At 36.6% G+C, this 23,759-nt stretch carries 19 protein-coding genes and 1 riboswitch; all 19 genes read right to left on the bottom strand.

Annotated features, from left to right (window positions below):
* Window positions 1-83: 83 nt before the first annotated feature.
* Window positions 84-1,001 (bottom strand): LCP family protein, encoded by a 918-nt coding sequence (locus tag A5889_RS13615; RefSeq protein ID WP_087639340.1) that lies wholly within the window; start codon window positions 999-1,001, stop codon window positions 84-86.
* A 130-nt stretch (window positions 1,002-1,131) separates the two neighbouring features.
* A riboswitch (M-box (ykoK) riboswitch) is annotated at window positions 1,132-1,300 on the bottom strand.
* Between the two features lie 259 nt (window positions 1,301-1,559).
* Window positions 1,560-1,952, bottom strand: coding sequence for a DUF4809 family protein (locus A5889_RS13610; RefSeq protein ID WP_087639339.1), 393 nt, complete (start codon window positions 1,950-1,952; stop codon window positions 1,560-1,562).
* 160 nt (window positions 1,953-2,112) lie between these two features.
* Window positions 2,113-3,606: a helix-turn-helix domain-containing protein gene (locus A5889_RS13605; protein WP_176372731.1), complete on the bottom strand. Its 1,494-nt coding sequence runs from the start codon at window positions 3,604-3,606 to the stop codon at window positions 2,113-2,115.
* A 142-nt stretch (window positions 3,607-3,748) separates the two neighbouring features.
* A complete protein-coding gene (gene lepB, locus A5889_RS13600; protein WP_242585690.1) occupies window positions 3,749-4,474 on the bottom strand; it encodes a signal peptidase I in 726 nt (241 codons plus the stop codon).
* Between the two features lie 31 nt (window positions 4,475-4,505).
* Window positions 4,506-5,171, bottom strand: coding sequence for a hypothetical protein (locus tag A5889_RS13595; protein ID WP_087639337.1), 666 nt, complete (start codon window positions 5,169-5,171; stop codon window positions 4,506-4,508).
* A 43-nt stretch (window positions 5,172-5,214) separates the two neighbouring features.
* On the bottom strand, window positions 5,215-6,315 hold the full coding sequence (locus A5889_RS13590) for a DUF916 and DUF3324 domain-containing protein (RefSeq protein WP_087639336.1): 1,101 nt from the start codon (window positions 6,313-6,315) through the stop codon (window positions 5,215-5,217).
* A gap of 83 nt (window positions 6,316-6,398) precedes the next feature.
* The gene (locus A5889_RS13585; RefSeq protein WP_087639335.1) at window positions 6,399-7,247 is read right to left on the bottom strand and encodes a WxL domain-containing protein; all 849 of its coding nucleotides are present in this window, start codon (window positions 7,245-7,247) and stop codon (window positions 6,399-6,401) included.
* A 30-nt stretch (window positions 7,248-7,277) separates the two neighbouring features.
* A complete protein-coding gene (locus A5889_RS13580; protein ID WP_087639334.1) occupies window positions 7,278-8,069 on the bottom strand; it encodes a WxL domain-containing protein in 792 nt (263 codons plus the stop codon).
* Window positions 8,066-8,401 carry an LPXTG cell wall anchor domain-containing protein gene (locus A5889_RS13575; RefSeq protein ID WP_176372730.1) on the bottom strand — a complete coding sequence of 112 codons (336 nt, stop codon included), beginning with the start codon at window positions 8,399-8,401 and terminating at the stop codon, window positions 8,066-8,068. The genes A5889_RS13580 and A5889_RS13575 overlap by 4 nt, the downstream gene beginning before the upstream one ends.
* Window positions 8,402-8,423: 22 nt before the next feature.
* Complete coding sequence (locus A5889_RS13570; protein WP_087639332.1) at window positions 8,424-13,196, bottom strand: beta strand repeat-containing protein; 4,773 nt, start codon at window positions 13,194-13,196, stop codon at window positions 8,424-8,426.
* Between the two features lie 78 nt (window positions 13,197-13,274).
* On the bottom strand, window positions 13,275-13,973 hold the full coding sequence (locus A5889_RS13565) for a winged helix-turn-helix domain-containing protein (protein WP_087639331.1): 699 nt from the start codon (window positions 13,971-13,973) through the stop codon (window positions 13,275-13,277).
* A 320-nt stretch (window positions 13,974-14,293) separates the two neighbouring features.
* Window positions 14,294-15,415, bottom strand: a complete 1,122-nt coding sequence (locus A5889_RS13560) for a tyrosine-type recombinase/integrase (RefSeq protein ID WP_087639330.1) — start codon at window positions 15,413-15,415, stop codon at window positions 14,294-14,296.
* A 715-nt stretch (window positions 15,416-16,130) separates the two neighbouring features.
* Window positions 16,131-16,721, bottom strand: a complete 591-nt coding sequence (gene lepB / locus A5889_RS13555) for a signal peptidase I (RefSeq protein WP_254909534.1) — start codon at window positions 16,719-16,721, stop codon at window positions 16,131-16,133.
* 17 nt (window positions 16,722-16,738) lie between these two features.
* The gene (locus A5889_RS13550; RefSeq protein WP_087639329.1) at window positions 16,739-17,143 is read right to left on the bottom strand and encodes a hypothetical protein; all 405 of its coding nucleotides are present in this window, start codon (window positions 17,141-17,143) and stop codon (window positions 16,739-16,741) included.
* A gap of 294 nt (window positions 17,144-17,437) precedes the next feature.
* On the bottom strand, window positions 17,438-18,523 hold the full coding sequence (locus A5889_RS13545; protein WP_207114658.1) for a DUF916 and DUF3324 domain-containing protein: 1,086 nt from the start codon (window positions 18,521-18,523) through the stop codon (window positions 17,438-17,440).
* Between the two features lie 94 nt (window positions 18,524-18,617).
* Window positions 18,618-19,376: a WxL domain-containing protein gene (locus A5889_RS13540; protein WP_087639326.1), complete on the bottom strand. Its 759-nt coding sequence runs from the start codon at window positions 19,374-19,376 to the stop codon at window positions 18,618-18,620.
* Window positions 19,377-19,404: 28 nt separating this feature from the next.
* The gene (locus A5889_RS13535; RefSeq protein WP_087639325.1) at window positions 19,405-20,202 is read right to left on the bottom strand and encodes a WxL domain-containing protein; all 798 of its coding nucleotides are present in this window, start codon (window positions 20,200-20,202) and stop codon (window positions 19,405-19,407) included.
* Window positions 20,203-20,208: 6 nt separating this feature from the next.
* Window positions 20,209-20,583, bottom strand: coding sequence for an LPXTG cell wall anchor domain-containing protein (locus tag A5889_RS13530; RefSeq protein WP_176372729.1), 375 nt, complete (start codon window positions 20,581-20,583; stop codon window positions 20,209-20,211).
* Between the two features lie 18 nt (window positions 20,584-20,601).
* On the bottom strand, window positions 20,602-23,757 hold the full coding sequence (locus A5889_RS13525; RefSeq protein ID WP_087639323.1) for a WxL domain-containing protein: 3,156 nt from the start codon (window positions 23,755-23,757) through the stop codon (window positions 20,602-20,604).
* Window positions 23,758-23,759 lie beyond the last annotated feature (2 nt).

The raw sequence follows: 23,759 nt of genomic DNA, 5'->3' as shown, positions 1-23,759 counted from the left end.
ACCAAAACGCATGAAAATAAACTAAAACGAAAAAAAAGCAGAACATAACCCATAGAGTTATATACTGCTCCTTTTAAATAGTTCTATTTAGTATCTTTCAAAAATTTCTGGATCGCATCTGCATTTTTAGGTGCATCCAGCTCGATCACACTGCCTGAAGGAGTATCATCATTAAAATTCCAGCTGCCTTCTATCGGAACTGAAAGTGATTCTAATGGTTTGACTTTTCCTGTCAGAAAATCCTTCGCTAAATCAATAAACAAGCTTGTCGGAACATTGGTGTCGATTTTCCCGACGATTTTTCCTGCGACCTGAGGCAGTTCCCAAATTGGGATCAAATCTTTCGATTGGTCGATCAACGCATCCATTACTTGCTGTTGTCGTCTGATTCGGCCAAAATCGCCTTCTTCATCCATTCTAAAGCGGGCATATTGCAATAAAGTATTGCCGTCCATGACTTGTTCCCCTTTTAGAATATCGACACCATCTAAATTAATGTCCTTCTCAGCATCTATTTTCACACCTTTTGGATAAAGCTCATCAATGATATCACTAAACTCTTTAAAATCCATCACAACATAATAGTTGATCGGTAGATCAAAATTAGTATTGAGGACTTCTTTTGTCATCTGTGCTCCACCATAGGCATATGCTGCATTGATTTTATCGAGGCTGCCAGCTGGAAATGTCATATAACTATCTCTCATAATAGAAATCAATTTTGGTTGCTTCGTTTTACCGTCATAGTGACCCACCATCAACGTATCAGAACGCCCTTGATCTTCATCATCGTCGCGCGAATCATTTCCTACGACCATAACAGTCAGTTCTTTCTCACTTGTTTGTTCATCACCAGTAAAATTTTGATTGATCGGTGATAGTTTTGCTTCACTTTCTTCTCTTGCTGACTGAAATGAGATTGCCGCATAACAGCCTACACTGACCACCACGAGAATAATAGATAACAACGTGATAATAAGTATTCTTACTGGTTTTTTCATTGTATATTCCTTTCTACAGCTCATATGTCTTCTTGCATAAAAGAAAAATCCTTCACCAAGAATACTCAGCGAAGGGATTAAAGTACTGGGATAAAAACAAAACACAGCTATTCAAAAGCTGCTCTCACCTAGTTCTTCTCTTCGTTGAGTTTTAGCACTATATAACGTAAAAAGCATTGCTTTTAGCTGCTTAGAAAAACGCCTTAATTCGACGATTTTTGTCCTACCCGTACCTGTCTTTCGACATTTCTGAGCAGCAGCCTGTGTTTACATAGGAGCCTCACCTAACAAGTATTTATTTCATTTAAAACTATAAGCGTATCGCTTCACAAAGTCAAATTAAAACATTACAATGGCATTTCGTTTTTGTGTCTAGTAGATTAAAATAAAATTACAATCCCTAGTACTGCTTGGTACGACTCAAAAAAGATCATCCACCAGTAAATTTTCTACCTAACTGAAAATATATAAAACTTTAATATTCTTAAAATAATATACCCTCACTTAAGACTACCAATCCAAAATCACCAAATAAACAGGAGCCTTAAAAAAACTAGTCTAAAGAGTAAAATTTATTTTTTCTAAGCCAAAAATAGTTGATAGAATAACATTGACCCTTTCTATCAGGCTGTTTTTATTTATAATGTAATCATTCGTTTCAATTTGTTCCGTTCCATTTGAATAGGTCAAATGATCGAATTCTTCTTTCATTCTGATTATCTGAGCTTCTTTTTTATATAAGGTGAAGTCGTCGATCACATCTGTTTCATAGCTTCTCTTGAAACCCTCTTTAAGGACGATCGCTGTGACAAGCTCATTGACTGTCAGTTCATCTAGCGGAACCGCTTGTTCATCTAGGACCAAGGTATAATTCTCATTTTCGATTATTCCGCAAACATTACAGCCCCCATCTAATAAATCAACTGTTTTAGAAATTGTTGCACATTTCATTTTTACAGATCCTCTCTCTTATCTTCATTCATCATTAAAAATAGCTTTTTACTCCTTTTCATTATAACAAAAACAACCAAAATGCGACCAGTTATTTTTAAAATAAGAAAGTAAAAATCTAATTCATATTCTATTTCTATAGACGGCCAACATCGATAAGTTATTCTTCTTTTTCTAGAAGCAGTTTTTCTAAATTATCTCTAATTCGAATAATATCTTCGGGTTTTAAATTTTCTGAGATATAAACAATCTTATCTGGTGAAATGAAATCCTGAAATCCTTCGATATAACTTGTCGTTAAAACAAGATCCACTTCATATTTTGAAAAAGTGGCATTTTCATTTACAAACATAATATTATATGATTCTTCAGTATAACGCTTGATTTGCCCAATAATTTTTTTTTCAGCTAAGAATGGCAAATCTGTATCGATGTAGATCAAGAGAAGCGGCTCAAATTTTGACACTTGTCCAATCATTGAAAAAATTAGCGCGTAACGCTCTCGCAAAAATTTCCTTTCTTGAAATAATGAGATCTTTGTTTCCATGTATAGTTCATCTATCAGCCTATTAAGTTTTTTTTCTAATTTAGGATGATTCGTTACTAAAACTTTTCCCCCAGTGTAATTGTTGATTCCCATGGAAAAATTATGAAATATCATGCAGAATAAATGGTATGATAGAAGATATTTATACAATTCAGCTTTCATTTGCACATCAATGAATTCAATTTGTTCTGAAAATTTTCGAAAAAAAGCTTCAACACTTTTGTAGAGTAGTGTCTTCTCCGTTTGATGAAATAAAAAGATTGGCTCTTCATACTCTTTAATCAAGTAAAATTTGGCATTCGTTTGTGCCAATAATAAAAAATATAAACCTTCGTTCTCCGTTAGATTGTAGTCACTAATCCAGGGCTTATCAGATGCTAAAAATTCTTTGGAAAAAAATTGCTGAAGCCACCGTTGGGAAAATTGGATCGGATACCCTCTTATTTGACGTGTTTTATTGATTGCGACAGTATAGTAGATTTCTTCGACATTCGATAAATTTCGAATAGCTTTAGATTGTTCAAAAACAGTATCCACAAAAGCTATTGCCCACTCTCTTTTTACTACTTGAAATACCCAAGTTCTGCCTTTGTACAGATTCCAAAATAAAATATACGCAAATAACCTGATTTGTAGCTCTGGACCATCGATCAACAACATCCCTTTTCTACTAATGATTCTAAGCTCATAATCCTTGATATGGTGGTTGATCTCTTGTATTCTCCTTTTTATCGTTGAATCACTGATATAATATTCAATAGAAAGTTGAACTAAGGAAAGTTGCTCACCTAACAGCAAATCCTGTAATAAAATAATCGAAAATGAAGTTGCTATAAGATACTGAACAAATCTATGATACCCCTTATAGTTTTCATATGTCACTTGTACATACTTATCATCAGAAACTATCACACTTATGTCATTAATTTCCGCATTTTTATGATCATAGCGTATATCTTCAACATATTTTTGGATCGTCCTTTGCTCGAATCCAGTTATGTGAGCTAATGCTTCAAAAGAGATCGATTTCCGGCTATCTTTTATTGTGTTCAAAATTTCTAGTTTATTTTGAGTATAGCTATCGATAAAATCCAGTAAGAAGTTCATATATACATCTCCTACATAAATCATAATCATTTCACTTTCTTCATTATACACAGCATTCAAATTTTTAGTTCTTTTTATGCTCTTGTTTTTTACTTTGCATTACCCAAAGTAAAAAACACCCCTTCAAAGAGTGTTTTTTAACTTAAAATTTAGTCATTTTATGAAGAGGGAAAATTCTCATAGTCACAACTCCGATGATTTCTTTTTCATCGATCAATCCATAAAAACGACTGTCGGTAGAATAGGGGCGGTTATCCCCTAAAATAAGGTACTTTCCTTTTGGAATCATATTTTCATTGAACAACTGCTCTGAAGTAAAATCCTTTGTATAGAAACTCCCGCTTATATCAGCCTGCTGAATCTCTTCAGCAATAAATTTCTCTTCAACAGCTTCATTATTGATATACAGTCGATCTTTGTCATACCTGATGTTTTCACCAGGCATCCCGACGATACGTCTAATGATGATCTCTTTTCTATCGGCTAGTTTAATAGCTACTAGCTTGAATCTCTTTTTTTCGCTCAATTTACTGACAAAAACAGTTTCTTTAGCTGCTAAAGAAGGCATCATCGCATAACCGTCGATCTTTACGAAGGTAAATGTAACGATCGATATCAGCCAAATCAGAACACTTGTCAAGATGACTGCGGAAATCAGTTCCAAAAACAGCCGTTTGATAAACCGGCCTCTTTTATTTTTCTTCTTGTTATTTTTTTTACGAGAGTTTTTTCTCTTAGGTTGTATTTTTTTCTTTTTTTTACGCGGATATTGTTTTTTTGGTTTATCTATTTTTTGCTTATTTTGAGATCCATTTGTTTGTTGCTTTCTGTGTTTAGATGTTTTTTTATGGGAAGATTTTTTGTTCATTTTTCCTCCTACCTATGACCTCTGACAACACCTATTTTTGTTCTGCTAATGATTTTTCATCAACATTAAACTTTTTAAATACCGCTTTTTCATTATTTTTAACTTTTTCAACATCTGCTTTTAAAGTCTCTAATTGTTTCGGGTCTCTATAAACTTCTAAGGACTGAGACGAAAGATTCACCCCTAATTCTTTCATCGAGGTGTAATAGCGATTGATCAATAATTGTCCCTCACTACTAATCCGATAATCCGCTTTGTTTAACGCAAATCCGGATAAACGAGATGCCAAAGTATTCATATTGGTACTGATCGTTTTTTCATCCCCATTGTCGGCAGCATCCGACAGCTGATTTTCAATCTCATTTAAATAATAATAGCCGTTCACGATCGCTTTTTGATCAGCTTCACTCAAGTTACTTGCCTGATAGTAAATCGTGTATGCAGAGCCTGCTCCAAAAGCAAGACTTGCGATCAAACAGAGGATAGACAAAAGAATATTCCTTTTTTGCTTTTTTTGTGCTTGTCTTTTTGCACGGATTATTCGCTTGCGTTTCTTTTTATTTTTAGTTCGGATCTTTGTTAGTTTGCTGACATCTTTTTTTGCTCGAATGAAGAGAATGAAAAAGAGTGTGACCGAAAGTAGAAATAAAATAGCCGTTGCCAAACAAATGACTGCTATCCAATCAAGTATTGTCATTTTATTTCTCCCTTCTAACTATTCGCTGTGCGATTGATCTCATTTATTTTTGAACATTCTTTCTTTTTTTCCGACGTTTCTTCGCTTTTGTTTTTTTATTCATCACGATACGAATCACAATAAATACAACTGCTACTAATACGACTACGCCGCCAACGATCATTGCAATCAATTTCCAATCGATTCCTTGATTTTGAACCAATCCGACAGCCTCTTTGTTGAATTTATCTGCTTCTTCTTGAGTAATTTTGAATTTTTCCGTCCATTCCCAACGTTTTTCTCCTGATGTAGCAATGACATGCGCCCGATAATTCCCCGCTTTCATCGCTTCTCCTGCCATTCCTACTTGGAAATTTAGAATAGAGTTTGGTGCCATACGCATTTTATTTTTCTTTGATTCATATAAAACGGTATCGCTTTTTTCACCCATGATTTGTGCTTCTACGGTCAAATCTTTCAGCACAGCAGCCTGTGTATTCCCTAAATCAATCGTCACGGTATTTCTAAAATCTGGTGATGACGCATAGGCTTTGACAAAGGTCATATCCATAGGTAATTCTCGATCAGTTTCCTTCAAGCGCATGCCGATCACATAAGCGTATTTATTGATGACCATGGTTCCACCATTATCGACTGCCTGTTCATCGTTGGACTCTCTTTGCAGTTGGATTCCACCTAATATGATGCCATCAAATTCTGTTTCAGGCATTGTGATATTCAGCTTCAAATTCTCTTCAGATTTTGGTTTTATTTTGACTGACTCTGTTGTTTTGACGATGTCGGTAAATTCGTATTTCATTGATTTATCAGCAGAAAACTTATTAGGGCCGTATTCAATGATTCCGTTAGAATTTGTTCGTGCACCAGTCAGCTTCGCATTGACTTTGATTTCTTTGTCACTTGGATTTTTTAAGGCAATTTCAACCGTTTGCTTTTGCCCTGGTACCATCCTTAAATCAAAAAAGCCAGAATCAGAATTTTGATTCTCCGGAAAAATCACTTGATATGTAAAGCCTGTTGCTCCAGCCGAATTCTCAGCTGTTTGCTCTTTTGATTCCTCTTTTGCATATGTAGAAATACCACCTATAGTTAGGAATTGAATTATCATGAACACAGTAAGTATGAGAAGTGTTTTTACTTTCATTTGTTTTTCCTTTCAAAAAAGCAGGCACTAATTGATTAGTGCTAATTAGTGCCCAGCCATTTAATTTAGTTACAAGTTTTGTATTAGTCGATCGCTACTGTAGAAATTGTCCACAATACTTCTGCTGTATAAGCAGATTTAGTTTTGATTGCATTACCTGGTACGAATAAGCTCACTGAACCATTATCGATTTTGTTTGCATCAGAAGCATTTGGTGTCCCTGTTGAATCTTCTGCAGTTGCTGATCCAAAGTTTTTACCTGCTGGTGCTGTAGGAGCAGTAAATCCAGCGGTGTTACCAAAAGCAACTGTAAATGTACCAAAGCCTTCATCTGCTGTTTTAGTTCCCATTACATTAACTGAGTTGTCAAGATCTTTAGATAAAGTAAATGTACTTGCAGCTGATCCTAAAGTTGGGAAAAGGTTTTTATCTGTACCTTCACCATTGATGAATGGGTTTGAGAATGTCAATGTTGAGCCTGCTAACGTTTTCGTTGCATCAGTTGTAGAAGTGAACTGTTTTGTCATTTTTGCACTCAAAGTCCAAGGAGTACGCGCGTCAATACGTTTGTCAGTTACTTGTACAAAGTTTCCACGAACGCCTTTATCTACTCCGTTTTCTGCTACTGGAACTTGTTTTGCAAAATAGTTTTGATCAGTTGTTACGGCTTTTTGTTGCATAAACTCAAGGTTTGTTAGTGCATCAACAGTTAATGAGCCTCCACCTGGGTTAGGTTTTACTGGATCTGTTGGATCAACTGGTTTGCCTGGATCTTCCGGGTCAGTTGGTGGTGTTGTTGAATTATCTTCAACGTACTCGATGTGACCTTCACTTGTAAATGCATCTGGTGCTGCATGTGCCGCAGTTGGAGCGACTAAGCTTGCTCCTAAAATTGTTAGTAGTGCTGCTGAGCATAATGTTCTTGTTTTCATGTGTGTGTTCCTCCAATAGTTATGTTTTATTTATGGTAACTCGGATAAAATCCAAGTCATCACCGTTTGGTATTGTCCTGGTTTAGTTGTTGTTGAACCAGGCATAAAAAAGTTTACTGCATTGTTCTTATATATTTGTTTGTTTTCAAAGGTTGCATCTAACACTGGTTTTCCCGCTTCGTCTTTCAGAGGCGTCAGTGTTGACTGCATTCCTGCTTCATTTTCGTCTGAAGCACCAAACTCAATTGCCCATGTGCCATAGCCCTGATTTTTACCTGCAGTAGCTAGGTTATAGGTCGTACCAACTTTATCTAACTTGATCACATCTGTTTGTAAACTCGGGGCATACTGTTTATCTATTGTGGAATTCGCCCAAGCTTTATCTAATGAAATATATGCACCTTTCAACGTCTCATTCGTATTTGAGGTAAATGCTGTTTCTTGACGAACTTGAATTGTCCAACCATCTCCAGTTGCTCGGCTGTCAGTTACTTGAATGTAGTTTCCACGTGCATTGGTTTCCCCATGGAAAAGCTGAGCATTAACGGGATAGGTTTGGTCTTTTTCAGAAAGTTTATTTCGGCCAAAATTAAATTTAGGGACAAAATCAATTCGCAAGTAACCATCTGTTGATGGACTTGGTCCTGGATCTACAGGTTTTCCTGGTTTTTCAGGATCTATTACTTGAGGCGGTTCTAAAGATGCCTCAAATTGAACATTCCCAGTTCCACCAAATGATTCAGCTTCTGCTCTCGCCTGTTGTCCTATGAAAAGAGATGAGAAGATCGCGAAAGAACTAAAAAGAAACGTCATTCTTTTCATTTTTCATCTCCCTCCTTCGCTTTGCGTTTTTTCAGAGCAAAGAATAAGAAAACAGCTACAATCAAAACACTTCCACTCAATAGCAAAGAGCGCTGAACGACTTCACCTGTACTTGGGAATCGACCTTTCGGTTTTTCGATCGGCGATTCACTTGAGCTTTTTGGTGGTTCAGAGGTTGATGGTTCCGACTCTGATTTGTCCGTATAAAACTCAATAACTGCATCTTGACCAACTTGACCACCTTCTGCAGCCAAACTATGAATAGGTGCTGTCAGAAAGAAGATACCCACAAAGATAGGAAGAGCACAGGCTAAAATATTTTTTGATCTCACTTTAACATTTCCCCCTTCATCTTTATGGCGCATCTGTCAGTTCCCATGTAATACTTGCCGTATAATCTCCAGAAGATTTTACTGCACCGATATCTGTTTGTAATTTCAATCCATCCCCAGATGCTGACCAAGTACTATTGACTTTATATGGTTTCTCATCTGCATTTGTATGTCCAGCGACTTCTTCTGCACCAGCATTCAAGACAATTTCTTTCCCCTTATATACATAACGTAACGCACCTGCTATAGTATCTTTACCGTTATTCAACGGCGTATCAAGCTTCGCTGTCAGCACCCAAGGTTTACGAGTTGCTCTACTATCTTGAATTGCTAAATCACCACTCATCGATTCTGGTTCATTGATTCGTTGTTTTGAGGCTTTAACGGTATGGGTTCCAAACTCAATCGTATCTGGTGCTGAAGCAATAAAGATGATTCCTTTGAACTGGTAAGTAACTTCTGAACCACCTGTTACAACCTGTACGACCTCAGAATCTGGTCTTGTTTCAAGAACATAATTTCTGCTCTGAATATCAGCGATAGCATCCAATACTTGTTGTTCTTTTGTTAAATCAACACTTGAACCAATATTACGTTTGAATGTTACTGGCAGATGCAATGAGTTACCTACTTCATCTACAAAGGTTACAACCAAGTTGGCTTCACTTGGAATCACATGAATTGTGATTTGTTTTATGATCGTCTCGCTTGGGGAATCAAATGCATACGTTACAGAAATATCTTTCGGTACATCTTCTGGAAGGACTGCTTGTAATTTCGCGAAATAATCATTCGGTGTACTCTGAACTGTTGAAACTACACCTTTTGAATTGATCGCAAATGCATGACTATAGTCACTTTCAAAAACAGACTGACTTGCTACATCAGCAATATCTAGTACTCGAATCGTTACATCTTTTGCATAAATCGCATCTTGACGATCTTTGGCAATCTGCGAGCCGTCTTTTACAACGATCACATTAACTGTTTGATTCATTACATTTGTTGGATTCACAGCTGCCGTTCCTGCTGTATAGTTGATTTGTGTTGTTCTAGAATATTGCCCCTCATCTAAAGGCCTTCTCAATTCTTGTAGCGTTGTTTCAGTAATCGTAGAAGTTAAAAACGGACGTCCTTCAACTTGTGTATACGCATTGACATCTGCTTCTGCTAATAGTTTAGCAGCTTCACTTTCAGTGAGGATTACATCTCTAGCAGCTAATTCAACCTTATTAGAATATTTAACTTCAACATCATAACTGTAATTGCCATCTTTAGAAGACCACTCGGCTGGATCAGAATTGGACTGTTCACCGATCACTTCATCTGTTGAACCAATCTTTGAAGACTTAGCTGTTACATTGTAAAGCCAAGAACCTGATGTTGCTTCTGGAGTAAACGTCAAGGTTGGTAAAATTCCTGTAGAGTTTGGAATGATCAAACGTCCTTTTTGAACTTTCACGCCTTTTTCTTCTGTTCCCCAAACGCTTAAGGTCAAAGGCTGGTTGTCTTTTTTGACTTCAGCAACATTATGTTCAATGAAGCCTCTACCATCAACGATTGGGTCAGTCACTGTATAATCAATAACAGATCCAGGAATCATGATTCCGTAACCATTGTTATTTTTCCCAGTCACATCATTATCACCAATAAATGTTTTTCCAGTTGATTTTTCCATTCCTTTAAAATTGAATGGCGTGATTTTAGATGCGTTTGCAATCGTCGGATTGATTGTTAATACTTGAAACGCTTGGTTAGCACCAAAGTAAGTTCCAGTACTTGCGACCATATTTGTCGATGTTGATGTATTTTTGATCCATGTCAGACGGTCTGCATTACTGTCAACAAACTCAATATCACTAATATTGATAATCCCAGTACCTTGACCTGACTCCAAGGTACTCTCGCCATCAATTGTCAATTTACCGCCGGACATATAATTTGTTGCACCCGCAACTCCTAATCCAGAATTATTTTTCAGATAGATATCCCCAAAATCATTGTATAAAGTTGCATGGTTTGCAGCAGTTGCACCTCCACCATTTTTAACATTTCCTGTTGTACCAGAAGCCGTTAAAATCGTTCCATTATCGACTAGCAGACTAGTGAAATTGATAATTCCAATGCCGCTAACTAAAATCGGCTCTTTTTGGAATTCAATTGAAGGGGCGCCTTCAACAGGAACACCTATTTGAAAATTGGAACCTTTATTGTTTGTTAAACTATTTTTCGCTACATTATTATTGATGTTATCACCAGCGTTCCCACCGGAAATACCACCAATGGATTTAACCCGCTGAATGTTAACATCTACATTTCTTAAAAGCTCATTAGAAGCAATATTACTATATTGTGTAGCATACAATGTTCCAATAGTAGAACCAGGAGCATCAATATTCATTTTGATATGACCGACTTTACTTGGAGCACTTGCTGTACCGCCATCTCCATAAATCGTTGCACCTTTTAATACATCTCCACTTTCTTCATTAGTGAAAATATTCAGCGTCACTATACTATTTCCTGTTCCCAATTCTACATTGGAACCAGAGCCATCATGTCGCCCAGCTGCAATTTTAACTGTTGGGGGTGGAACAAATGTCTTCCCGTTCTCCGTTGTTAGATCAAGAGTCAGTGTTGCATTGCCATTGATCGTACCATACTCAGACGGACCAGCAGAAAAGTTCTTATTCCCTGTATGGCTAGGCGTTCCAGAAAAATCTCCGCCCAAAATAGTTACAGAAACATCTCCATTGATTACGTGAGTTCCATTCACTATATCATATCCATAAGTTCCACCTACGGTACCATTATGAATTCCTTTGACAAATTCTACAGATGCATCTCCAAATTGCTTCCAATCTCCCCAACCAGCACCTGAGGTGAACCAATCGACTTGACCGTAATTAATTTGAGTATGACTTGGTCCATAGGTTCTTTGACCAATATACCCTGTACCTTCTGTGGTATCTGCAATACCACCATTCATTACATATTCAGAAGCATACGTGTCTGCGTCATAACCGTCTGGATGCTCAACTGTTCCAGAGAAGTTGCCTCCATAAGTCCAGCGTGCGATGGAATTGTTCATGACAGTTTTAGTCCTGCCGTAAATATAAATCGACCATTCATGCGATGGTGATCCACCTCCACCAACAATATCGTATCCTGAATTAAAGGATCTGGTATTCTTGGTTTTATCATATGCGGTGTTATTTTTGTTATACGTTTCTGTATAGTTGGAATAAACCATTCCATCTCCACCAACAGAACCATCTGCATTCAAGGTTCCTACAACAACAGTCGTATCTCCCTCAATATATCCACCATAACCAGCAGCACGAGTATACGTATCGTCAGAATCTATACTAACATTGCCTCCCAATAAGTTCAGATCAATATTTCCATAAACCTGAAATCGTGCCTTAGATTTTGCTAGCTCTCGGCGAGCATCTTTTCCCAATGCATCAAACGCTTCATTAGCAGCATTTACTTTTAATGCTGAAGTACCTAATAATGTTGCTGAAAGCTCCGCTACAGCTCGACTTCCTCCACCATAGGCCCCACTGATTGCTCCGCCTTCTCTATTCGACCCTGCTCTAACATTATTCACAATATTCCCTTGAATTATTCCTGACACTGCGTTTCCACCAGCGAATGGTAATCGACCTGAAGAATACTTACTAGAATCAAAGTTAGTTGTAATTGCATTTTTAGCGCGATCCGTTCCAATATTTCCTTCACGTGATCCACCAATATATCCTGGTGTTGTAGTGCCTCCTGGTGTTGCTGAGCCATAAAACGAACCATATCCAGTCAATGTATTAGTGATTGTGCCTGAGATATCACCAAACGAAACGCCACCATAAATCATTGGTGAAAGCACCATTTTTGTAGCACTATTCGTTACATTAATTTCATTGGTTACATTCCCTTTGACATTGGCTTTATTCACTGCTGTTCCTTCTCCACCTCCAAAATATGAGGTCAAGCGGCCACCTAGATCGTTAATCCTAACATTGACGTTTCCAGCAACAGTACCTACTTTGGCTCCTCCAGAAATTGTGTTTACAGCAGCAGAACTATTATTAAAAACTAAGCTGGGATTCCCAGTCAATGTTCCACCTGTACTATTACCACCATAGAAATTCCAAACTCCTGATCCTGTTGAGTTTACAGTGATTGTCGGAGAACCAGAAATATCAGAAGTATCAGAGCCACCATAGATACTTAAACCATTACCATACGAACCGCCGTTTAAGTTTAAATCATGACCATTCATATAAAGATTGGTTCCACGATAATCAACATTCCGAAAAATTACATTTGAGCCCATATAAGCATTCGACGCAAATGTCAGATATTTTGTTCCAGTAGGTAAGCTCGTATTATTGTTGATTGTATCTGCGGTTGTACTTGTAATGACCAATGTTTTTACTTTGCCTTCCAAAGTTGAAAATGTCATGTTTGCTGCACTAGGGGTTCCAGACAAATTTTTTGCATCAGCACCATTCATGGTAGTTATATTTGTTCCTACATACATCGCAAAATCTTGGTTGTTACCAAACTGGTAAAGGTCATAAAGTGCAGCCTTTAAGCCCACAGCATTTGAATCATACTCTTTAGCCGCACCACCGTTTGGAGCAGGAACAATAATTAGCTTCGATGTGTTCATCCCTGCTAATTCTCCCGATATTGATGTATCTGTTACTGAAGCTGCATTGGCTTTATCCGTAAAACTAACACAGATAAAAATCAAACTCAGTACAACCAACAAGGATTTTTTTGCTTCCATTTTTTTACCTCCTTTTCCTTTGATAAAACACTAAATTTTCTTATCCCCCCTTTCAAGTGAAAGAATTGGTAGATTCACTCACTCTGTGACCATGTATCCTTTTGAGCGAACTGTTTTGATATATTGGGAATCATCTTTAAGTTTTTTTCGTAGATGGAAAATGATATTACTGACTCTATATTTCACTGCTTTTTCTTCTTCTGGATGTTTATTCCATACTATTTGATATATTTCCTCATGAGTCAATGCAGTTCCGATATTTTCATTAAGTGCCGAAACCACTTGATACTCTAACCTGGTCAATGGTATTTCATCACCTGAATTGACAATGATGCTCTGATTTTCTGGTAATAGAACAACTGACTGATCACTTAATTGTCTTTCTTCTTTTTTTAACTGTTTGTAACCCATTGAATGAGTCACAATATTACGCATTTGTTGAACAGCAATCTCTTGTTCATATTCAGATGCTGCAACACCATCTGCTCCTAAGTCAAAATATAGATTTTTCTGTTTTCGTATGTCCTTTTCAGCCATTACCCAGATAAATGTATTACTGCTACGTCTGATTTTCATAATAAGTTCACATGTATTAAAAAAGTCTTCTGAACCAGACTCTTCAATAATAACAACATCACTGCTCATTTTAGATAGTTCAGTCCTTTCAAACTCATCCATTTTTGAAAGGATATTTACTTTAAAGCCTACCGATTTAATCTCATGTATATATTTTCTATTTGTACCACAATTATTAGATATAATCGTAATATTGAACATATTACTTTCCCTCCATTAAAAATTTTTATTTGTGAAAATGTTCTTCACCAACCATCCGTTTTTTCTGTAACTACAACCGTTTAAGAAATATGTATAAATCAGATAATCATTTCATTTTCATTTTTTCTTTTCTATTGTTATTATCTTTTAAAGCAAGATAAATAGATTTTTTCTTCATTGTTTCACAATGCAGAATCTCAAGCTGTAGTACTTTCTACACAAGACATTTCACAATTTCTGACTGTTTCATTGACGGCTTATAAAAATAAAAAAATGTGAAAGATACAGATTTTTTTGTATCTTTCACATTTTTTACTGAATCATCCCATATAGTTTAGCATCTTGTCCAGTGTTTCCATTGCTTCCTGACGTTTTTCAAACATTGAATCCGTATATGTATCCAGTGTCATTTTTGTCGATTGATGACCTAAAAGTCGACTTAAACTTGCAACATCAATCCCTTTCTCCAAACATCTAGTGGCGAATGTGTGTCGTAAAATATGAAAATGAACATCGTCTATCTCAGCTTCTTTAATAAGTTTTTTAAACCGATAATTGATCAATCGTGGTTCTGCTGCACTCCCTTTACGGTTAGAAATCACATATTCAGAATTAGCAGTTTTTCTTTTTTCCATTAAATACCTTTTTAAATTGTCCGCAATAGGAATCACTCTTTCAGATTCTGAAGATTTTGGTGTTCCAGAAGCAATTTTTGTTTTTGAAAAGGGATTTTCTTCATCCAATACTCTATAAAACGTTCTTCTTACATATAACTGGTTACTATCAAAATCTATATCAGACCATTTTAACCCACTAATTTCCCCAATTCTCATCCCAGTATATAAGGCGATGATCACGGGTGAACAGTCGGTGCTTTGGAAAGCTCGGATTTCTAATTTTTGTTGCTGTACAATATTTAACGCTCGAATCTTACTTCGTTTGAATTTAGGTAAAACGACATTGTCACAAGGATTTTGTTCTAAAAAATTTTGGATCGCTGCTTCGCGTAAACTTTTTTTCAAGATATTAAAAATATTTCTGATCGTTCCTGAAGATAGATTTATATCGACAAGATAGTTAATAAACTGTTGAATATTTTCACGTTGAAGCGTATGTAATCGAAAGGTTCCCATTGCTGGTATGATATGTTTGTTGATTAAACGATAATAATTATAAAACGTTGTACTCTTGATCGAACGCCGCATCATATGATCCATCCAGTAGCTAAGCCAATCGCTAAGTGTTCCATAATACATATTGATATTCAATGAAGCAGAAGTTATTTTAGCCTTGACTAGAGTTAATTTTTCTTTTACCTCGGAGTATTTTTTCCCATAGATATATCCATAAATTATTTTTCGATCTTCATCTCGCTTCTTTATATAGCGTCCCTCCCAACGTCCATCTTTTCTTTTATAAATATTCTCACCCTTTTTCGTCATCGTGAATCACTTCTCTTTCCTGTTAAATTTGACGATTTTTTTGACGGCTGATAAAAAGCATCATTTTTATTGGCAAAAAACATTGTTTTTATCAAATAAAACATTTTTTTTAATGAGATTTAAAAAAATGTTGACTTATCTATCATTTTTTTATAATATTAATTAAGTAAAAGGTTGATATTACAAAAAAAAGATATTTATTTATTCTGCATTGTGAAACAATGAAGAACCTTTTTATCACTCAATTTCTTATATAGAATACCAGAAGTATCAACTATTTTTTTATCAAACTATGTTGATAATCTGTGCATTGTTTGAGCTATAATAAATTTTTCAACTCAAAAGCGAAAAGCAACATGTTAGATTAATCCTTCTAACGTGTTGCTTTTATTCTCCATTAACCAAGTAATTACAAGTGACAACAATAATATTAAGTCAAAATCAACACCTTGATTATTTTCTCTACAGTGATAACCTAATCTTTAAATTATATAAAAATACTAGTGCCGTTCTTGATCAGCTTAGGGTAACTTTATATCTATCGAGCCATATCTCCCTACTATTTTCAATACATCATAAACAGTAAACTTTTTTATCTCTATGATTTACCTGAAAAGCTCATTCGTACAAAAGAAGGGCATGAATAAAACAAAGGTGACTAATTCTTTATAAAACAATGATAAGAAAAAACAATCGCTTTAATATTTTCTAGCCTTCAGTCATAGCTTCTAATTTTATGCAGTGGCCACCATCGTAGCTTCATTGTTCCAATAATTTCATCCTCATTAATCAGACCATAATAACGACTGTCTGTCGTAAACGGTCGGTTGTCCCCTAACACAAGATATTTTCCTTCTGGAAGTATCCCATTTGTCGTTTCTGACAATTCTTTTGAATCAAAGTTTTCTGTATATATATTTCCTTCTATTCTGATTTGTGCAAGTCTACTCTCTAAAAAACGTTCTACGACCAAACGATCATTTACATATAGCGCATCATTTATATAATAGATGCGCTCACCAGGCAAACCAATAATTCGTCGAATTGAAGATTCGTTGGTTCTAGGAGTCTTTATATTGACTAGCGAGAATCGTTTATATCTTGCCAAGCGATCTATATAAACAAGATCCCCATCGTCCAATGCCTCACGCATTCCATAACCAACATTTTTCTCAATTTTAAAGACTGTCTGAGTTAAAACTATTCCTAATAAACATGTAATAATTAAAGTTATCAATATTTCCTTCATTAGCTGCTGTATTTGCAGTTTTCTTTTTTTTTTCATATATCGTTGCTTATTTTTCATAGTGATTTATTCATTTCTTACTTTTTCTGCTGCAAGGCCCCTTCATTGACTTTAAAGTAATCAAAAACTTTTTTCTGCATCATCTGACCTTTCTTGATATCACTCATGTAGATATCATAAGTTTCTTTTCCTTTTAAGCTTTCAATTGACTGGTTGTTCAAGTTTAACCCTAGCTCTTTCATTTGAGAGTAATACCTATTTAATAACTGTTGACCTTCTACAGATAGTCTCGGATCTGCATAACGCACGCCAAAACTAGATAGTTTAGCTGCTAATTCTCGAATATTTTTTCTTGTTTTTTCTATATTTTCTGTTTGTTCGATTGCTTCTAGTTGCTGACTCGTCTCATTCAATAGATAATACCCCTCAACGATACCGTCTGAATCCCGATCACCTAAATTTGTAGCTTGGTGATATCGCATATATAGAGCTCCACTAGTAAAGAATAGCCCAACTATACAAAAACATATGCCTAATCGCATTTGTTTCTTTCTCTTTTTAATAAATACTTGAATTCTTTTTTTTATCAGACGTCTTTTTTTCTTATTCTTTACTTTTTTTTGTTTTAGCTCTGTTTCTTTTTTTTTCGTCAGAATACTGGCGATAAAATAAATAATGCCCAAAATAACGCAGAGAATAGCTGTTGAAAGCATTCCAATAAAAATTTTATCTAAAATTGACATTTCTCTCTATCCTCCAGAAATATTGTGTCATTACTACTTACCATTTTTCTTCGCTTTCTTTTTCTTTTTTTCAACTGCTTGTCGTTTTTTTTCTTTTTGTCTTTTAGCATAGTACAGACGAACAGCGAAGAAAATGATCGTAATAACTACAAAAACTCCTACTACAACGAAAATAATCATACGCCAATCGATTCGACTTTCCTGTAATAAACTAACATCTTCCTTGTTAAACTTATCTGCTTCTTCATCTGTGATGGTGAAGTCTTCCAGCCACTCCCACTTACCATTATTTTCTGTTGTCACTACAATATGGGCACTGTAATCTCCAGCAATCATTTTTTCTCCATTCATTAAAACAGGGAAATTAATTTGCGAGTTAGGTGCCATCCTCATTTTTGTTTGTCGCGTATCATAGAGAACTTCCTCTGAGCCTTTCTTCATAATTTGAACATTGATAGACATATCATCAATGTATACTGGCCGAATGTTCGAATAGTTTATAAAAATTGCATTACGATAGTTCTGTTGTTCAGCGTAGGCTTTATTGAAATTTAATTCAGATTTTACCTCAGTATCTGTTTCAGATAAAATCATTCCTACTAAATAACCAAACTCATTTTTTATCATAGCTTTTTGATCTTTTGTCTGATCTTTTTGAATCATGTATATCCCACCAGAAATAAGACCATCATATTGGGAATCGGGCATTGTTATTGTAAGAGGATACTCCACAGTTTGCTTCGGAGGAATCTTGACGCTTTTTTCACCTTTTACAATTTCTGCAAAATCAAATTTTAAGGAATTATCTTTTTCAAGCTTCGATGGACCGTACTCAATTACCCCATTCGTATTTGTTTTTGCACTGTTTAATGCCACATCTACAGTAATTTCTTTATTGGAGCTGTTGTTCATCTTGATAAGTACGGTTTGTTTTTGACTAGGTGTCATTCTCAAATCAAAGTAATTTGAGTTCTTATCATGTTGATTTTCAGGAAGAACTACCTTATAAGTAAATGCATTACTAACATTCTCAGTCGCACTTACTTGTGTGGAAAAAGCGGTAATCATAAAAACTATGTATAGGATAGTCGATAATTGTATAAGTAATTTTTTTTTCATATTTTGTTCCTTTCTCTTAAAAAAGGAACAAGTTCGTATATATTATCGAACTTGTTCACTTCCACTTATTTATTATATTTTAAAAAATATAATTTTAGCGGGCATCTGCTATTGTCCAAGTAATTGTTGATACATATTCGCTACTTGTCGATAATTTGTTACTTGCTGGGATATTTAATTTTACTGAGTCTCCCATAGTAGTTTCATCTCCAAAATCTAAAGAGAATTGGCCAAATCCTTTTTCAATATCATCTTGGTTTACAAATTCAGTTGGCGTTACTCCATCTGTAGCTAATGAGTTCGTAGGCTTTGCAGCATTTTCATTTACCTTTGTTGGGTCAGCTGAATTCGTAAGTTTGATATTCGAGAAATTTAATGTTGCTGATTTCAGTTCCGCACCTTCGGCATTTTTGAATGTAGAAGCTACAGCAGTCAATTTATGAGTATTTGGCTGGTTATCAGCACGCGTATCTTTGAATTGTACAAAGTTTTGTGAAGTTGCTTTTGTTCCATCTTGGTATTCGATTGCTGCTGGTTTTGCAACATATTCCCAACCGTTAGATGTCGCTGGAGTAACTTTATTTACATCAAAATCAAGCCCTGTTATAGCAATGACTTTTAAAGGTCCAACTCCTGGATTTACTGGTGGTTGCGTAATTGGATTCTTAGGATCCACATCTTCTCCACCTGGAGGTAAAACTACATCATCTCCATCATCTTCTGTAAATTTGATTTTACCATTGTTGCTCCAAACTAATGGATCTTCTGCTGCATATGTTGCTACTGGTAAAAGTGCTCCTGTGCTAATTGTTGCTAATAGCGCAACTCCGCATAATTTGTGTGTGAATTTCATTTGTGTTTCCTCCTAGAGTTTTTTAAATTTATGGTAGCTCGGATAAAATCCAAGTTAACACCGTTTGGTAGTTTCCTGATTCTTTTTGAGTTTTGCCCGGTACAGATAGTGTAACTGCCTGATTTTCATACATTGGCTGATTCCCAAAATTTGGATCAAGAATTGGTTGATTTTGGTGATTCATTCGAGGTTTCAAGGTTTCAGCATGCTGTTCATTTGAAGTTGAAGAGCCAAATATAATCGACCAAGTACCTTCTCCCTCATTTTGCTTTGCTTCCGCCAGATTATACAATTCCCCGATATTTGAAATTTGAATGACTTCTTTTGATACCGTCGGCGCCGAAGAAAAATCAACGGCTGAATTTGTCCACGATTGGTCAAAAGAAAGTACTGCACCATTAAGCTCTTTGTGTTTTTTTGCAGCTGAATTCGTAAATTGTGTCTCTTGCTTCAACTGCAAAGTCCAGCCACTCTTATTTTCTCTATAATCAGAGATTTGAAGGAAGTTTCCCCTTGCTCCGATATCATTTTTGAACAGTTGAGCATTACTATAGTAAACCTTATCTTTCGCCGAAATTTTAGCTTGATAAAAATTCAGTTGGGGGACAAAGTCAAAACGTAGATTCCCATTTGTTTTCGGACTATCACCTGGATCAGCTACTTGTGTTGGATTTTCTGGATCCATTACTTGGGTTTGGACCTTGCCTTCAAAACGAATATTTCCATTCCCAGAATAGCTACTTTCATCTGCATAAGCACTTGATGTCAGCCCAACACTTAAAAGGAGTCCGGCTAAACCTAGGAATACATTGATCTCTTTTTTCATCTTAGACTAGCCTCCTCTTTTTTTGTGCTGTACTTTTTTCAGTAAAAAGAGTCCAAAAACGATGAGTAGCAATGCTCCTCCTGTAATACTCAAACTCTTTTTAACCAGTTCACCAGTAGAAGGTAATCTCCCGATAGGCTTTTCTTCCTTAGGAGTATTATTACTACTAGACGAGCTAGATGTGGATGAATCTGACGTTGAGGAGTCATGTGGCGGTTTACTATCCGAAGATTCTTCTCCTGAAAAAACCAATCCTGCATTTGTCTGAACTTGACCACCCTCTTCAACCGCCTGTACTACTTCTCCGCCGAAGACAATCAAAAGTCCTATAACAGAGAATAATACAAAATAAATACTGAATAGATAATTCTTTTTCTTCATTATTTTTCTCTCCATCATTTAATAAACTTCTTCAATTGTCCATGTTAGAGTTGTTTCATAGTCACCTACTTGTTTCACTTTTCCAGCAGGAATATCTAGACGTAGTCCCTCTTTTCCTGGTCCCCAAGTGTCTTTACTTACATCAAATTTTCCTCGTGTATTAACCTTTGAACGGAAAACTTCCTGATTCTCAGTGGAAAGTGTTTTATTGTCAGTGCTTGTCTGATAACTTAAAGCATCTACTAATTGTGCGGAAGGGTCTCCAGGGATGCTTAAATTTCCTGATTGTTTCAGCAGAATTCGCCATTCTGTTGTTTGTGAACGATTATCATACACTACTAATGGCCGATCATATTTTGGATTATCAAAAAATAGATTTTTTGCGCTAACTTTTTGGTTACCAAAATCGATTACTGTTGGAGCTGAAGACAATTCTAACGCTCCTTCATAGATAAATTCTAGTGACGTATTAGTCCCTATTTTAACTTTTGGCTTTTGCACAGTTCCAACACTACTACCATCTATCTTCGTATCAGACAGCGTATAGCCAGTGATTTCTTTAGCTACAATTTCTATTTCTTCACCATGTTCCCCATTAATATCCTCCGACAAGTCCTTTTGAAGTTCAAGCTGTCCCGTATTCGGATCAATAACAAAGTAACGCACGGCAATTGCCATTTTATCGACAATTGTGAATGTTGCTGTTGCTGATTTATCATCCGCATATGGTGCTTTTGAAGACGTACCTGTAAAGGTAACCGCTTGTTCTATCGGCTGACCGCCGGCAGAATTGCTGGTCGTATTTACGTTATACGTAACGACAATTTCCTGATCAATGCCTAAACCGGAAGGAAATCCAGTTAAGCTAACCGTTAGCTGTCGTGTTTCTGTGTCGAATACAGCCTGAAAGGCACTCGTTGGCACGCCATTAACAGTAACAGTGACACTCTTAGTATCTGGCGTTACACGCGCGTCAAACGGTTCTGTAATAAGCTTCGGATCATGGAAACGAGCATCCGGATGACCACTTGTTTTCACTGTTGCTGTATAGCTATTCGCTGTTCCTTGCAGAACAGACGGCTTCGCTACTTTTAAGTCAACAGCTATTGTCGGCTTCGGCTCTCTTTCGATATCAAAATAAGCAGTTTCGCTTTCCTTATCAGTCACGCGATTCTTATCCTCTATCCAAAAACGAACACGTTGCTTTTTACTCTGCAATTCAGCATCCGGAATCATCACCGCATATTTTTCATGAAGAGTATTCAATGGTTCATTGGTTAAATCAATGGTCGTTGGTCCCGGTACCGGTTCACCTAAGTTTCCATCAGCATCAAACGGCAGAACTTCATAATGTAGCGTCAGCTCTGAACTATCCTCATCTTTATAATCAATCAAGATCGGATATTTTCTGTCCACCAGTTTACTGCCGTCATAGAAAGCAGCATTTGCCGCATTGACAGCTAATTCCGGTGTCCGATTGTACTTGAAGACAACCGTTTCCGACTCTTCTGTTACTCCGTTATAGCCTGTGAACACAAACGTATGATCCTTATCATCAGCTAAGTACTTAGATATGTCTAAAGACCACGGCTCGTCCACTCGTACAACTGACTCACCATTTTCTCGGTTCGCCCCATCAGTTTCAGGAACGTTCCAAGATTTTACAAGAATTTCTTCTCCGCCATCAACAGAATACTTCAGCTCTAGCTTTGTTCGATCATCATTTGTATCCGCAAAGCGTCCATTCAACGTATATTGCTGATCATAATAAATGATTGGGCTTTTCGCATTCTCTTCTTGAGCAAATGTAATTTCCGGCTTAGCTTCCATTAAACTTATCCCATGGTAATAGCTCGTCCGAATATATGATTTCGGTGCTAGATCAACTGGTTGAGTTTTCATAAACAGCATCGTGTCCATCGAACCCTGCTGAGCTATTCCCGGCAGCGCATTGGTATCTCTAGGTGCATCTAGTGTCTCGTCTCCTATAGAATCACGCTGCGGGAAACGGTTAAATGTTGTACCATACATTTCACCAACACCTGCAGTCATGCTCGAAGTGAATCGCGTTCCAGCACGCCAGTTATTTACTGCATGATCATCTGTAAACAGAAAGTCCATTCGATAGCCATAGGGTTTACCAACGTTATCGGTTCCTATTTCCCGCTGAATATACAGCCCACGGTTATTTCCGACATAATAGAAAGGAATCGGTCCCGAATTCCCCATGTTTTCCAGCAGTGCCGCATCCATATTAGAGCCAAAGGTAAAGCCCGGATATACCGTACTTCCGATATTCGTAACTTTCCTTTCAATAAGAACGCGTTTCCCTTTTGGAATCATCGTCGTTTCAACTTCTACAAGTATATCTTGACCAGCTTTATTACTTGAGCTTGGCAGTTTAAGTGCTAAATTGGAACTTGTCTTTGTCACTGCGACCTGTTTCAACAGGCGACTTCCATCAGGTAGATCTTTATAGTAATACTTAAAGAGCTTTGCCATGAAACCTTTTACATTAGCGTGGTTGTCTGATACATACATAGGATTAATGTAGCCTGAATAAAAAGTAGAGTAAAGAAGTGACCCATTTGCAGGTGGCGTAACACTTATAACAAATGGACTGGAACTAGATATTCTATTACCAAGCTTGTCATCTGTTTCCAGACTAGAAAAAGAATTAACCACTACTCCTTTTTCATTTACTGGTCTGGCGTCTGTGTTTTTGTCGATAAAAAACACGGATGGAATTAAAGAGAAATTGTAAGTGCTGAGCTTTAAAGAATCCGGAGTAGGGCTAATATCAAGACTCAGATATGGCCCAAACGTATAACGCAAATACTCTTGATTCCCTAGCTTAATCTCGCCGCTTTTCGTATCCGTTCCTGTATAAACCCATCCAGGATTAATCACGCCATTCTCATCATACAGGTCATAGGTTGGGTCACCCCCATCGACAACCGCTCCTTTTCGAGTCTGCTTTTGCGTGCCCAAAAGTGCCTCTTGCCGATTCTGTATTGTTTCCAGAGGATTAGCCGTTGCTTCCTGTTTTTGTTCCGTTTTCGCCGCTTTACTTTCCGCTCGAATCGGATCAATCCTATAAGTTAAAACTGTCGTTAATATAAGAAAACAAGTTGCTCCTGCCAAAATGCCCGCACGTTTATTTTTCCATTTCATTT

The organism is Enterococcus sp. 9D6_DIV0238, from assembly GCF_002174455.2.
In the GTDB taxonomy this organism is placed as follows: domain Bacteria; phylum Bacillota; class Bacilli; order Lactobacillales; family Enterococcaceae; genus Enterococcus_L; species Enterococcus_L dunnyi.
The sequence above is the reverse complement of the archived record's forward strand: the minus strand, read 5'-3'. Positions and strand labels throughout refer to the sequence as shown.